This is a genomic window from Chryseobacterium sp. JM1, from assembly GCF_000737715.1.
GTDB lineage: Bacteria > Bacteroidota > Bacteroidia > Flavobacteriales > Weeksellaceae > Chryseobacterium.
The window spans coordinates 181,924-196,468 of the sequence record NZ_JPRN01000010.1; the positions used below are offsets into that span (position 1 = coordinate 181,924).

At 39.3% G+C, this 14,545-nt stretch carries 16 protein-coding genes; all 16 read left to right on the plus strand.

Annotated features, from left to right (window positions below):
• Positions 1 to 250 precede the first annotated feature (250 nt).
• The 16 genes from asnB to IW22_RS16835 all read left to right on the plus strand — a co-directional run bounded on the left by asnB (position 251) and on the right by IW22_RS16835 (position 14,140).
• Complete coding sequence (gene asnB / locus IW22_RS16760) at positions 251 to 1,924, plus strand: asparagine synthase B (protein WP_034728647.1); 1,674 nt, start codon at positions 251 to 253, stop codon at positions 1,922 to 1,924.
• Between the two features lie 426 nt (positions 1,925 to 2,350).
• Positions 2,351 to 3,163 (plus strand): hypothetical protein, encoded by an 813-nt coding sequence (locus tag IW22_RS16765; protein WP_034728649.1) that lies wholly within the window; start codon positions 2,351 to 2,353, stop codon positions 3,161 to 3,163.
• A 139-nt stretch (positions 3,164 to 3,302) separates the two neighbouring features.
• Positions 3,303 to 4,706 carry an MFS transporter gene (locus tag IW22_RS16770; RefSeq protein WP_034728651.1) on the plus strand — a complete coding sequence of 468 codons (1,404 nt, stop codon included), beginning with the start codon at positions 3,303 to 3,305 and terminating at the stop codon, positions 4,704 to 4,706.
• Between the two features lie 89 nt (positions 4,707 to 4,795).
• Positions 4,796 to 5,671 (plus strand): pirin family protein, encoded by an 876-nt coding sequence (locus IW22_RS16775; RefSeq protein WP_034728653.1) that lies wholly within the window; start codon positions 4,796 to 4,798, stop codon positions 5,669 to 5,671.
• A gap of 227 nt (positions 5,672 to 5,898) precedes the next feature.
• Positions 5,899 to 6,210, plus strand: coding sequence for a GNAT family N-acetyltransferase (locus tag IW22_RS16780; protein WP_034728655.1), 312 nt, complete (start codon positions 5,899 to 5,901; stop codon positions 6,208 to 6,210).
• A gap of 60 nt (positions 6,211 to 6,270) precedes the next feature.
• Positions 6,271 to 7,170, plus strand: coding sequence for a pirin family protein (locus IW22_RS16785; RefSeq protein WP_034728656.1), 900 nt, complete (start codon positions 6,271 to 6,273; stop codon positions 7,168 to 7,170).
• A gap of 23 nt (positions 7,171 to 7,193) precedes the next feature.
• Complete coding sequence (locus tag IW22_RS16790) at positions 7,194 to 7,733, plus strand: NADPH-dependent FMN reductase (protein WP_034728657.1); 540 nt, start codon at positions 7,194 to 7,196, stop codon at positions 7,731 to 7,733.
• On the plus strand, positions 7,726 to 8,304 hold the full coding sequence (locus IW22_RS16795; RefSeq protein WP_034728660.1) for a TMEM175 family protein: 579 nt from the start codon (positions 7,726 to 7,728) through the stop codon (positions 8,302 to 8,304). The genes IW22_RS16790 and IW22_RS16795 overlap by 8 nt, the downstream gene beginning before the upstream one ends.
• 1 nt (position 8,305) lies before the next feature.
• Positions 8,306 to 8,524, plus strand: coding sequence for a (4Fe-4S)-binding protein (locus IW22_RS16800; RefSeq protein ID WP_034728662.1), 219 nt, complete (start codon positions 8,306 to 8,308; stop codon positions 8,522 to 8,524).
• Positions 8,524 to 8,919 carry an OsmC family protein gene (locus IW22_RS16805; RefSeq protein WP_034728664.1) on the plus strand — a complete coding sequence of 132 codons (396 nt, stop codon included), beginning with the start codon at positions 8,524 to 8,526 and terminating at the stop codon, positions 8,917 to 8,919. Before IW22_RS16800 ends, IW22_RS16805 begins: the two co-directional genes overlap by 1 nt.
• Before the next feature lies 1 nt (position 8,920).
• Positions 8,921 to 9,202, plus strand: a complete 282-nt coding sequence (locus tag IW22_RS16810) for a GNAT family N-acetyltransferase (RefSeq protein WP_185113368.1) — start codon at positions 8,921 to 8,923, stop codon at positions 9,200 to 9,202.
• A gap of 171 nt (positions 9,203 to 9,373) precedes the next feature.
• A complete protein-coding gene (locus IW22_RS16815; RefSeq protein ID WP_034728666.1) occupies positions 9,374 to 9,736 on the plus strand; it encodes a hypothetical protein in 363 nt (120 codons plus the stop codon).
• Between the two features lie 95 nt (positions 9,737 to 9,831).
• Entirely contained in the window at positions 9,832 to 11,271 is a 1,440-nt protein-coding gene (locus IW22_RS16820; protein ID WP_034728669.1) for a sodium:solute symporter, read from the plus strand.
• 30 nt (positions 11,272 to 11,301) lie between these two features.
• Positions 11,302 to 11,991, plus strand: coding sequence for an SGNH/GDSL hydrolase family protein (locus IW22_RS16825; RefSeq protein ID WP_034728671.1), 690 nt, complete (start codon positions 11,302 to 11,304; stop codon positions 11,989 to 11,991).
• A 262-nt stretch (positions 11,992 to 12,253) separates the two neighbouring features.
• Complete coding sequence (locus IW22_RS16830; protein ID WP_262483636.1) at positions 12,254 to 13,108, plus strand: transketolase; 855 nt, start codon at positions 12,254 to 12,256, stop codon at positions 13,106 to 13,108.
• A gap of 84 nt (positions 13,109 to 13,192) precedes the next feature.
• Positions 13,193 to 14,140: a transketolase family protein gene (locus tag IW22_RS16835; RefSeq protein WP_034728673.1), complete on the plus strand. Its 948-nt coding sequence runs from the start codon at positions 13,193 to 13,195 to the stop codon at positions 14,138 to 14,140.
• Positions 14,141 to 14,545: the final 405 nt, after the last annotated feature.

Sequence of the window (14,545 nt, forward strand, 5' to 3'; positions counted from 1 at the left end):
GCCACAAAGTAAGGGCTAAAATTCATATAATAAATTACCATATATTAATAATTATTTCATTTTAATTTTGTATAGGATTTAGACCTTATTTTCCCTCAGCGAAAAAAATTAATTAAATACGTGATAATCGATCGAAATAGTTAATATTTTTCGTTTAAACAAACTAATAAGTTAAAAATATTAATTTTTATTTATTTTTTATTGTTATTTTTAAACATCAAAGCTAATTTTGCTTCAAATAAGTAACAATATGTGTGGAATAGTATGTTTGTTTGATGCCAAACAAAAGACCGAAATACTGAGACCTCAGGTCTTGGAAATGTCAAAAAAGATCCGTCACCGTGGTCCGGACTGGAGCGGAGTATTTCAGGATGAAAAAGTCGTATTTTCTCATGAGAGGCTGGCTATCGTAGATCCTACTTCAGGAAAGCAGCCTTTATTCACCAAAGACGGAAAGATCGTTCTTGCCGTGAACGGAGAGATTTACAACCATAGAGAATTAAAAGAAGAATTTCCTGATTTTGAATTTCAGACCCAATCAGATTGTGAAGTGATCCTTGCCCTGTACGGAAAATACGGAAAAGATTTCATCGAGAAACTGAACGGAATCTTCGCATTTGCCCTGTACGATATAGAAAAAGGTATTTATCTGATTGCCCGTGACCATATGGGAATCTGCCCTCTTTACCAGGGATGGGACAAAAACGGAAACTATTATGTAGCTTCTGAATTAAAAGCATTGGAAGGCATCTGCAAAACCATAGAAACATTTCTGCCGGGACACCTTCTATATAGTCCGGACGGCACAGAGCTTCAGCAGTGGTATAAAAGAGACTGGGAAAGCTTTGACAGCGTAAAAGATAACGAAACCGATATTTCAAAAATAAGAAAAGGCCTTGAAGATGCTGTTCACAGACAGCTGATGAGCGATGTTCCTTATGGTGTCCTTCTTTCCGGAGGATTAGATTCATCCGTTATTTCAGCAGTTACTGCGAAATTTGCAAGACAGAGAGTGGAAAGTGGTGATACTCAGGAAGCGTGGTATCCGAGACTTCACAGTTTTGCAGTAGGATTGGTAGGATCTCCTGACCTGGCCGCCGCAAGAAAAGCAGCAGACCATATCGGATCTGTACACCATGAAGTAAATTTCACAGTTCAGGAAGGTCTGGATGCCGTACGTGATGTGATTTATCATCTTGAAACGTATGATGTAACCACCATCAGAGCCTCCACGCCGATGTATCTTCTGGCAAGAGTGATCAAATCTATGGGAATTAAAATGGTTCTTTCGGGAGAAGGTTCAGATGAACTTTTCGGAGGTTATCTGTATTTCCACAAAGCACCTAACGCAAAAGAATTCCATGATGAAACGGTAAGAAAATTGGGCAAGCTCCATTTATATGACTGTTTAAGAGCGAACAAAGCATTGATGAGCTGGGGAATCGAAGGAAGGGTTCCTTTCCTTGATAAAGAATTCATGGACATTGCTATGGCTGTGAACCCAAAAGACAAAATGATCAACGTGGCAGAAGGAAAAATAGAGAAATGGGTATTAAGAAAAGCCTTTGAAGACGTTCTTCCCGATGCTATCGTATGGAGACAGAAAGAACAGTTTTCAGATGGTGTAGGTTATTCCTGGATTGATACTTTGAAAGAAGTTGCAGAAAAAGAAGTCACTGACGAAATGATGACCAACGCGAGATTCAGATTTCCGCTCAACACCCCTCAGAACAAAGAAGAATACCGATACAGAACCATCTTCGAAGAACATTTCCCAAGTGAAACGGCAGCGGCGACAGTGCCTTCCGTTCCTTCGGTAGCCTGCTCCACGCCTATTGCTTTGGAATGGGACGAAGCTTTCAAAAAGATGAATGATCCGAGCGGAAGAGCGGTGAAGGTGCATGAGACGAGTTATGGTTCGTGATGAGTTTGAGAGTTTAAGTGTCGGAGAGTTTTAGGGTTTGAGAGTAAGGGAGTTGTTGGTTGCTAGGTGACAGTTGCTGGTTCAAATCTCGGAACCCGGAACCCGTATCCCAAAACATGTCTAATATCTGATGTCTAAAATCTTGATTCTTGGCTCTTGGCTCCTGGTTCTCGACTCCACCATTCATCATTCACTTGCGAGCAAAATTCACAATTGACCATTTCAATCTGGTCTGAAATCTCGCGCCTCCTTCTAACTTCTAACCTCTAATCTCTAACTTCTGATTTCCAGATTTTATCAATCCTGTAGCAATACGGGATTTTCTTTTGAATAAACGTTAATAATATAATATAATTTAACTGACAATCAAAAATAATATCTAAGAAATAATTATATTTGGACAACGAAAATATCAATTATAAAAAAATGAGAAGAAATCTTACTGTTTTATTTGCCTTACTATCCATCAGTTTTGCTTTTGGACAGGGAAAATATGGCAAATACTTAAATTCAAAAAAGCTTGCTTTATCTTATAAGACTGTAAAAGATCAGGACAAGGATGACTATTATCAGCAGTTCTACTGGCTGGTAAAAGCAGAGCAGCTTAAAACGTATCCTCACCTTAAAGATGTAAAACCAATTGTTTTATATGAGTTCGTGAAAAAAGTAAATCCACAGAATCCTACCAAAAAACTGGATGACAGAGGAAAAGAGCTTAGAGCAACGGCTGAATTATCTTTAAATCAATATTTTAAGAACAAAAAATTCGAGAACAATTCGGTTTTGATGTACAATCTTGAAACGTATGTAGATCCGTCTAAAGGACAATTCTATACAAGGGTAGATCCTGAGAAAATCAAGGAGCTTGTTCCTAAAGAACTGTTTGCGTTCAACTCTTTAAACAGAAACTTAGGGGAAGAAAAAACCTATTATCTGTGGATCGACAAGAAAAAAGATGACTTAAATATTGTAGACATCATCCCTAGCGAAAAAGAAGATAAAGATTTCTACGTAAGACTAAAACAGTATCTTCCAGGCTATAAGTTTTCCAAATATGTTCCGACTGTGAAAAAAGGAAACAAATCAGACAAAACAGATATCGATTACTACTATATCATGCCGTTCGAACAGAATACCGATAACATCGAGTATAAAACAAAAGATTTCAAAACTTACATCTTAAGCCAGTACAGAAAAGCCGGCAACGAATGGAAAGGAGTAGAAAAACCTAGAAAATAAATTGAAAAGTCCTGTGAAAATTCACAGGACTTTTTTAATTTTATATGAAATTCTTTATCTAAGAATCAGACTGTTTTAAAACAGCATTCTTTTCAATAAAAATAAATCTGGAAATCATTGTATTTTCAGTCTACACCGAATGACAGAAACAAACCCGCAACAGATCTCTGTAAAAAAAATACTTCCACTCATCCTGGCCACTGCGATCTTTATGCAGATGCTGGATTCCACGATCCTGAACACTTCCCTGCCCTCCATTGCCAAGGACCTTCATGAATCTCCGCTCAATATGCAGAATGCCATCATCAGTTATGTACTGACATTGGCTGTCTTCATGCCTGCCAGCGGTTTCCTCGCGGATCGGTTTGGAACCAAAAAAGTATTTATTTTTTCACTGATTCTTTTCAGCTTAGGTTCACTGTTCTGCTCCATGTCGCAAAATCTTACGCATTTGGTTATTTCAAGGGTGATTCAAGGCGTCGGGGGAAGTTTGATGACACCTGTAGGAAAACTGGCTCTGATTAAAACATTTGATAAAAGTGAATTACTGAAAGCCATGAACTTTGCGATCATTCCGGCACTGATTGGGCCTGTACTTGGTCCGTTGGTCGGTGGCTATATGGTAGATTATCTTTCGTGGCACTGGATTTTTCTGATCAATATTCCCATCGGAATTTTAGGAATTGTTTTGGGGTTAAAATATATGCCGGATTACAAATCCACCGATGTCGATTTTGATTTAAAAGGATTCTTAATCTTTGCGGCAGCATCGCTTCTGCTCTCTATTTCACTGGAACTGTTCGGGGATATGCAGAATATAAGTCCGGTACTTTTTGTATTTATTTTGGGCTTTTTATTCCTTTACTATTATTACAAACATGCAAGAAGAGGAGGAAATCCTATTTTCCCGCTGGATCTTTTTCAGGTGAGAACTTTCCGGGTAGGCATTGTCGGAAACCTGGCGACCAGATTAGGAATCAGCTCAGTTCCACTCTTGCTTCCTTTAATGATTCAGATTGCTTACAAACAGTCGGCGGTGACTTCCGGATGGATCATTGCTCCGATGGCCCTGACCGCTATGTTCGGAAAATCATCGGTCATCAAAATTTTAGATAAATACGGCTACCGACAGACACTGATGGTAAATACCTTCATCATCGGAACCCTGATCTGTCTTCTCGCCATTCCCGATATTCATGCCTCTTTATATTGGTTTGTCCCCATTATTGCCATATTAGGATTTTTCAACTCTATCCAGTTCACCTCAATGAATACCATTTCCATTGCCGATCTCAGAAATTTCCAGACCAGCAGCGGGAATTCATTAATATCCGTTAATCAGCAGCTGGCCATCGGTTTCGGAATCGCCTTCGGACTGATTGTATTGAAACTGTTTGAGAATTCTGAATTTATTGAAGGTGAAATTCATAACGCTTTCCGCTATACTTTCCTTACTGTCGGAATTCTGACGATTATCTCCGGTTTTGTTTTCAGAAGACTTCACATTTCGGATGGAAAAAACATGAAATCTAAGGAAGAATAAGAACTGGCCACACCTCTATCGAACTTAACACAGATCAATGTATCTGATTTCCCTCTACCGTATTTTTGTTATATAAAATTCACAATATTATGACAGCGAAAAAAGTAGAAATCGTAGTATCTCCAAAGCCAGCCCATTTTGTAGGGGACGGTTTTAGGGTTCATAATTTTATACCAGGGGTACACGGATTGGATATGAAAAGAATGGACCCGTTCATTATGCTGGATTACAATTCAAAATTCCACTTCAACGGTTCGGAAAGACCAAGAGGCGTGGGCGTTCATCCTCACAGAGGTTTTGAAACGGTAACGATAGCTTATCAGGGGAAAGTGGAACATCATGACAGCGCCGGCGGCGGCGGAATCATAGGCGAAGGCGACGTACAGTGGATGACTGCAGCAAAAGGAGTTCTTCACAAAGAATATCACGAAACCGAATGGTCTAAAAAAGGCGGTATTTTTCAGATGGTCCAGCTATGGGTCAATCTTCCCGCAAAAAATAAAATGAGCTGCCCGAAATACCAGGCGATAGAAAATTCAGCAATGGAACGTGTTGATCTGGGTGAAAACGGTTTAGTCGAAATCATCGCCGGAGAATATAGCGGACATAAAGGTCCAGCGGAAACATTCACTCCTTTAAATATGATGAATGCTAAATTAAAGGCAGGCGGAAAAGCTGAATTCAGTTTCCCGGCCAACTTTAATACGGCAGCATTGATCATTGAAGGAAGTATTACCGTAAACGGTGAGCAAAAAGCAGCAGCGGATCATCTTGTTTTATTTAAAAATGAAGGTGAAACGTTCATTATCGAAGCTCATGAAGACAGCATAGTTCTGATCATCAGCGGAGAACCTATCAACGAGCCTATCTATCCTCACGGACCTTTTGTAATGAATTCAAGGGAGGAAATTATGCAGGCTTTTGAAGATTACAATACCGGGAAGTTCGGTTATCTGGAAGATTAACAGAATTAAATTTATCTTAATCTTACATTATTCCTTTTTTATTAACTTTATCTAATGTGTTTGGTGAAACGCAAAGACGAAAGTTCAATTGAAATGTGATGTTTAATCAATGCATCAAACCTTATAGGTTTTAAAAACCTATAAGGTTTAGTGAAATAATGAAAAGCATTCTCATATTCGATCTTTTCTCTTTGCGGTCCGCCAACCTATTTATCCTATAAAAATTTATGAAACCAGAATTTGAAAATATACCGCTTGTAAAAGCAGCAACACGATTTGAAATAGAAATCGACGGACATTTTGCCTTTATCGATTACCGTGAAATGGGTCATCAGATCGCTCTGGTACATACAGAAACAGATCCCGAACTGGCCGGAACAGGAGCAGCCGTTGCTGTGGTAGAGAAGACACTGGCTTATATTGAAGAGAATGAAAAAAAACTTTTTCCTTTCTGCCCTTATGTTTTTGCCTACATCAAAAAGCATCCGGAATGGAAACGCATTGTTGATGAAAAATTTGAAGGATACGACAAACTGTAATCTCGGATTCAAAAATTTATTCAATCAACTTAAAAAGAATTCAAAAACATTTACTTTATTATGTCAAATATCGGACTTATCATAGAAGAAAAAGCAGCAGATATAGGAAATTTCCTGGTGGGAAGACTTCTTCCTTTCCGTGAAAAAAGAACAGTGGGCCCCTTTGTCTTTATCGATCATATGGGACCTTCTGAACTGAAGGATTACCAGAACCTTGATGTACCTCCGCATCCGCATATCGGCCTGTCAACTTTAACCTACCTTTTAGAAGGATCTATCTTTCACAGAGACAGCATCGGAAGTGCGATTGAAATCAAACCGGGCGCTGTAAACTGGATGACTGCCGGAAAAGGTGTAGTGCATTCAGAAAGAACGCCTGAATATTTAAGACACAGCGATAAAAGACTTCACGGATTCCAGATCTGGGTAGGTCTTCCGAAACATCTGGAGCAGACGGAACCTAGTTTCCATCACATCGAAGCGGACGAAATTCCTACATGGGAAGAAGATGGAATTCAGTATAAACTTATTGCCGGTGAGGCTTTCGGCAGAACTTCTGCGGTTCCTGTTCACAGCAAGTTATTTTTCATCGAAATCAAAACCAAAGAAGCAAAGAAAATAAGCATCGGAAAAGACCTTTACGGTGAAGCAGCGATGTATGTACTGGACGGAACGGTTTCCACAGAAGGAAACACCTACGGTTCAAAACAGTTGATGATTGCTAAAGATACCAAACTGTGTGAATTCGATATGAGTGAAAACGGTACGGTCTATCTTTTTGGTGGCGAACCTTTTGATGAGGAGCGTTTTATATTCTGGAATTTTGTAAATTCAGACAAAGAATTGCTTGATCAGGCCAAAGTCAACTGGAATGATCAGAATCACGATGCGTTTCCTTTGGTACCCGGTGACGAGAAAGAATACGTCCCGCTACCTAAGGCTATTTTAAACAGAAAATAACAGTCAGGCCACATTCATTAACCATGAAAATATTAGCATTTGCGGGAAGTACGTCTTCCACTTCGATCAACAGGGAACTGGTAAAATTTGTTCTGAAAGATTTTCAGGATGAAGAAATCAATCTGATTGACCTCAACGATTTCACCATGCCTGTTTTCTCCGTAGACCTTGAAAAGAAAGGATTTCCGGAGGAAGCCCACAACTTTTTAAAGAAGATCGGAGATTGTGACGTGATCATTTGTTCGCTTGCAGAGCACAACAGATCTTACAGTTCCGCTTTTAAAAATGTTTTCGACTGGTCATCAAGGATCAACGTCAAGGTATTTCAAAACAAACCGATGCTTCTGATGAGCACTTCTCCGGGAGGTTACGGCGGCGGGAATGTGATGAATACGGCCAAAACGTTTTTTCCTCAGTTTGCAGCAGATATAAAGGATACGTTCTCCCTTCCCAAGTTTTATGAAAATTTTGACATGGAAAGCGGCGTTATCAACCCTGATATGCTTAAAGAGCTTAAGGACAAAATAGGAAACTTTAAAAACGCGGTTAAGACCAATGACTAAAGGGAGACTGGAAGCTTTCAGTGATGGGGTTTTGGCCATCATCATTACCATCATGGTCCTTGAACTGAAGGTTCCGGAAGGGAGCAGCTGGGCCAGTCTCAAGCCTCTCATCCCAAGAGTTCTCGCTTATATTTTCAGTTTTATTTATGTTGGAATTTACTGGAACAATCATCATCACCTCTTTCAGGCAGTAAAAAAGGTCAACGGAAGTATTCTCTGGGCCAATCTTCATCTGCTGTTCTGGCTTTCACTGATGCCGATCGCTACAGAATGGATAGGAACGACTCATTTTGCGAAAAATCCGGTGGCAGCTTATGGGATCTGTCTCATTATGGCTGCTGTAGCCTACACTATTCTGGAGCATGTGATCGTCCGCTGTGAAGGGGAAAGTTCTCTGCTGAAAGAGGCTATACATTCAAAATTTAAAGAATATATCTCGCTTATATTTTACGTCCTCGGAATCGCCGTTTCATTTTTTTATCCTTATATTGCCATAGGTTTTTATTATATCGTGGCTCTCATATGGCTGATTCCGGACCGAAGAATCGAAAAATCACTAAAAGAAAATTGATATGGAAATACACGAATATCCCAACGGCAGTATCACTGTCCTCTGGCAGCCCCAGAAGTGTATCCACTCGGCTGTCTGCGTAAAACTGCTTCCCAAAGTCTACAATCCCAAAGACAGACCCTGGATAAAAGCTGAAAACGCTACTCCACAAGAACTTAAAAACCAGATAGACCAATGCCCTTCAGGCGCATTAAGTTATAAATTCAATACAGAACAATAATGGCGGTAACCATAAAAGCAAGTTTAGGAAAAACAAAATATTACACTGAGGTAACGGCCGGCGAAAACCAGATCATTACCGATGAGCCGATCGATAAAGGCGGTCAGAACAAAGGTTTCAACCCCATGGAAATCTTAGCCACGTCTCTGGCAAGCTGTACAGCAGCTACTTTGCGAATGTACATCGAAAGAAAAGAATGGGACGTTGAAAACATCAACGTAGAAGTAGAACTCGAAAATTTTCCTTTAACGAAAAGAGCTATTTTCAAAAGAGATATCAGCTTCGAAGGTGTTCTGGATGATGAGCAGCTGAAAAGACTGCATACCATCGCTGATGCCTGCCCTGTACACAAAATATTAACTAACGATATAGAAATACTAACAAAATTCTCATAATATGATCGAAGTAAAACAAAACAACGACGAAAAACACGGAAGTTTTGAGGCTTTCATAGATGGAAACCACGCAGGCCTTATGACTTATACCTGGGCCGGAGAAGATAGATTCATTATAGATCACACCGAAGTTGAAGAAGCCTATAATGGTAAAGGAGTAGGTAAAGAAATGCTTTTGACAGCTGTAAATTTCGCAAGAGATAAAGGAAAAAAGATTATTCCTCTTTGTCCTTTTGCAAAAGCCAGTTTTCAAAAAGATGAAAGCTTAAAAGACGTTTTGTAAGATTCCAGTCTACATTAAAATATTTTCAAATCCTGTAATTATTAAATTTACAGGATTTGATCTTTTAAAGTACGTACTGTCATTACCTGCCATTAAACAATTGTTCATTTATTATCATTAATTGATATAATGACATTGCTGTCCGAAATATAAAACTACAATCCAGAATATATGAAAAAGACAAACGATATTTTTAAAAAAAATCCTGAAAAACACGATTTCCCGGCCGCCGCGGATTATCTAGAGCTTTTATATGATGAGCAGAAAACCACAGAGCTCGTTAAAAAGCTTACCGAAGCTAAAACCATTTATAAAAAATGCAAAGACATTCTTCGGGCAAGTGAGCTTCCTTTGTTACCTCACGAAAATAAATATGTCCGGGAAGATTTACAGAAAATCAAAGACAGCATCAAACTCTCTCCTATTCTGCTAGTTCGTGGGAGCAATAAACTTATTATTGCAGATGGCTATCACAGGATATGTGCCAGTTATTATCTGAATGAAGATCTGGAAATCCCCTGCAGATTGATTTGATTTTTCAAGATCACCGGTACCCAAAAGGAAATTGCTTTTAAACTTCAAAATTTCTTTAAAAAAACTATATTTGTGAAATTTAAAAATTCATAAATATGTCCCCGTATCTACTGCTGATTATCATTATTGCCTATTTCGCACTCTTGTTGTGGGTAGCCTACAAAACAGGAAAAGGAAGTGATAATGAGAGTTTCTTTATCGGAAACCGTAAGAGCAATTGGATGCTGGTCGCTTTCGGGATGATCGGCACCTCGCTGTCCGGTGTCACGTTTGTGAGTGTTCCGGGAGCAGTAGGAAATGATAAGTTCGGCTATCTGCAGATCACACTGGGATATCTCATCGGATATATTGTGGTAGCTTACGTTCTTCTTCCGTTGTATTACCGTCTGAAACTGACTTCTATTTATGGATATCTCCAGCAGAGAATGGGCCAGCTTTCCTATAAATCAGGAGCGTGGATCTTTATTGTTTCCCGACTGGTAGGCGCCACGGCAAGACTGTATCTGGTCGTGAATATCCTTCAGATTACTATTCTGGACAGTTTAGGCATTCCATTCATTGTAACAACACTGATTATTTTAGGAATGATCATTCTGTATACGTATGAAGGAGGGGTAAAAACCATTGTCTGGACAGATACCTTACAAACGTCATGTATGCTTTTAGGATTAATCATCTGTACGGTGTATATGCTGAATCATCTGGGCTTAAGCTTTGGTGAAAGTTTTACCGCGATGCAGGATAAAGGCTACACCCGAATTTTTGATTTTGATCCGAACCAGAAAAGTTTCTTTGTTAAACAGATCCTGGCCGGGGCTTTCATCACCATTACCATGACGGGAATCGATCAGGAAATGATGCAGAAAAGTTTATCGGTAACAAGACTGAAGGATTCACAGAAAAATATGGTGACTTTAGGATTTATTCTTCTTGCCGTTATTTCACTATTCCTTTATATGGGAGGACTTCTTCACCTTTACGGAGCACAGGAGCATGTGACGAGTGCGGGAGACCAACTTTTCCCTGATGTTGCCCTGAATCATATGCCCGGCTTTATTTCCATCATCTTCATTATTGCATTGATTTCGGCATTATTTCCAAGTGCAGACGGTGCTATGACCGCTCTTACCTCTTCTTTGTGTATCGATATTTTTGGGATGAAAGAAAAGAAAGACTGGGATGATTCCAAAAAAGAAAAATTCAGAAAAAATATACACTTAATTGTGGCCCTTTCTTTCCTGATTATGGTGGTTATTTTTAAAATGATCAACGACAATTCCATGATCGGGCTTATTCTGAAGCTTGCAGGATTCACTTACGGACCTCTTCTTGGACTTTTTGCCTTTGGAATTTTCACCAAATACAAGGTAAATGACAAACTGGTTCCTTACGTTTGTATCGCAGCACCGGTGATTTCATTCTTTATCGATAAATACCAGGAAAACATGTTCGGGGATTTCAAAATAGGACTTGAACTATTGATCATCAATGGATTGTTGACTTTCATAGGACTTTGGCTGATCAGAAAAAAATAGTATTTAATTTTGTAACAGATACCATTCGATATGAAATTATCCCTATTCATAGCCATTGCCCTTTTTGTGGGCGAATTTGTACACGCACAAAGCGCTGTTGATTTTGCTAATCTGGCAAGGTACAGAGAAGACAATACGGCCATGTTGAATGCAAAGAAAAAAGTGGATGTGGTCTTTATGGGCAATTCCATTACGGAAGGATGGGTAAAAAGCCATTCTACCTTTTTTTCTGAGAATAATTATGTAGGCAGAGGAATCAGTGGACAGACTTCTTCACAAATGCTTTTACGGTTTCAAAATGATGTAGTGGCTTTAAAACCAAAACTGGTGATCATTAATGCCGGCACTAATGATATTGCTCAAAACTCAGGAGCGTATGATCCGGATTTCACGTTCAACAATATTAAAGCCATGACGGATATTGCCCGAAGCAACGGAATTAAGGTAATTATTGCGTCTGTATTGCCCGCAGCGGCATTTCCGTGGCGTAAAGAAATCACCGACGTACCTCAAAAAGTAGATGCTTTGAACAGCAGATTAAAACAGTATTCTCACAACAGCAAGATTCCTTTTATCGACTATAATACAGCCATGCGTAATGACAAAGGCGGTATGCGTGACGGTCTCTCAGGTGATGGCATTCATCCCGATCCGGCAGGTTATGCTATTATGGAACCTATTGTTAAAAAGGCTATCGATAGAGCATTGGGAAAGAAATAAGATGTTAGATATCAGATTTCAGACATCAGATTTTAATGGGTTCCGGGATTCCAAGATTTGAACCAGCAACCGGCAACTCCCTTCCCCATTCACAAACTCTACAACCCTAAAACTATTAATTACGGAATATCGGTATACCTCAATGAAGGCTGTTAAAACCAGTATTTCTCTGAAATAATTCTAAATCCGGATCACAAGTCCGGGTTTTTGCATTTCCGTAAGCCATTAAAAAATTGTAAATTCGCGTGCAAATAAATCAGATATAATGAGTAAAAGTATTGAAGAGTTAAAATCTCTTACTACGCAGATCAGAAGAGACATTTTAAGAATGGTTCACGCTGTGAATTCAGGACACCCGGGCGGAAGTTTAGGTTGTACGGAATTCTTCACAGCGCTGTATGGAAAGGTAATGAATTATAAGCTGCCTTTTACAATGGAGGGTAAGAATGAGGACCATTTTTATCTTTCAAACGGGCATATTTCGCCGGTTTTCTATTCTACATTGGCGAGATTTGGCTTTTTTCCGGTAGAAGAACTTAAAACTTTCAGAAAGCTGGATTCAAGACTTCAGGGTCACCCAACTACTCATGAAGGTCTTCCGGGTATCAGAATTGCTTCCGGATCTCTAGGTCAGGGACTTTCTGTAGCGCTTGGTGTAGCTCAGGGTAAAAAACTGGATGGTGATACTTCTCTTGTTTACACCCTTCACGGTGATGGTGAGCTTCAGGAAGGTCAGGTTTGGGAAGCTTTGATGTATGCTGCGGCCAAAAAGGTTGACAACATTATTTCAACGATTGACTACAACGGACGTCAGATTGATGGGGATACAGATGATGTATTGAGCTTAGGAAATCTTCATGCTAAACTTGAGGCATTCGGATGGACTGTTCTGGAAGAGAAAAACGGTAACGATCTTGAAGCAGTGATTGCAATCCTTGAGAAAGCAAAAACTGAAACAGGAAAAGGAAAACCAGTAGTGATCATTCTTCATACAGAAATGGGTTACGGTGTAGATTATATGATGGGTTCTCATGCTTGGCATGGAAAAGCTCCTAATGATGAGCAGCTTGAAGCAGCATTCAAACAATTATATCTGGAAGCTCCCGCTGATTATTAATCATCAATAATCCATGATAAGTGATGATGTTTTTACATCCTTAGAAATATCATTTATCCATTATTAAAACTTTAGTAAAAAAAAATGAAATATACATATACAGAAAAAAAGGATACGCGTTCAGGATTCGGAGCCGGATTAGCAGAACTTGCCGACAAAAACCCTAACGTAGTGGCACTTTGTGCAGACCTTATCGGTTCTTTGAAAATGGAGAAATTCATTGAAAAAGCACCGGAAAGATTCTTTCAGATAGGTATCGCAGAGGCTAATATGATGGGAATTGCTGCAGGTTTAAGCATCACAGGAAAAATTCCGTTTACCGGAACTTTCGCGAACTTCTCTACTTCAAGAGTGTATGACCAGATCCGTCAGTCTATCGCTTATTCAGGAAAAAATGTAAAGATCTGTGCATCTCACGCGGGTCTTACTTTAGGTGAAGACGGTGCTACTCACCAGGTTCTGGAAGATATCGGGATGATGAAAATGCTTCCGGGTATGACGGTAATTAACCCTTGTGACTACAACCAGACTAAGGCAGCGACTATTGCTATCGCTGATTTCGAAGGTCCTGTATATTTAAGATTCGGAAGACCTACGGTTCCTGTATTCATCCCGGAAGATATGCCTTTCGAGATTGGAAAAGGAATTCTTCTTCAGGAAGGTACTGATGTAACGATTGTGGCAACAGGACACCTTGTATGGGAGTCTCTTGTAGCTGCTGACGAGCTTGAAAAAGAAGGAATCTCTTGTGAAGTGATCAATATCCACACGATCAAACCTCTAGACGATGAAATCATCTTAAAATCTGTTGAAAAAACAGGTAAGATTGTTACGGCTGAAGAGCACAACTATCTTGGTGGTTTAGGAGAATCTGTTGCGGGTATGCTTGCAAGAAAGAGACCTACAAGACAGGAATTTGTAGCGGTAAACGATACATTCGGAGAGTCTGCAACGCCTGCTGAACTTATGAAGAAATATAAAATCGATGCAGAAGCTGTAAAAGAAGCTGTGAAGAGAATTTTAGCTAACTAGTCTGAATAGACTATGATATACAGGCTCGGGCTGTTTCTTCGAAACAGCCCGAGCTTTTTTATATGGCTGGTGGCTTCGAGTACCTCCTTTAGATTAGCAGAGGATAAAAGTTATTAACTTTAGAGAAAGAGAAAGCATTTAATTAAACTAAGAGTGCCTCCGAATAAGATTCATGGGCTGATAAAGAATTAAATGCTTTATTCATTTAAAACTCAAATAGAAATACGGGATTAAAGCCCATTATAAGGAGTTGAGTGAAAATGAAAATCTCTTTTCCCTTTTTTAACCTAAACCCAAAGTTATGGAAAAAGTAATAATTGGCATTGATATCAGTGCAACAACCTTGGACATCTGCAAAAAAGAAGACTCAAAAAAAGATTTTTTTACCATTAGCAACAGTATTTT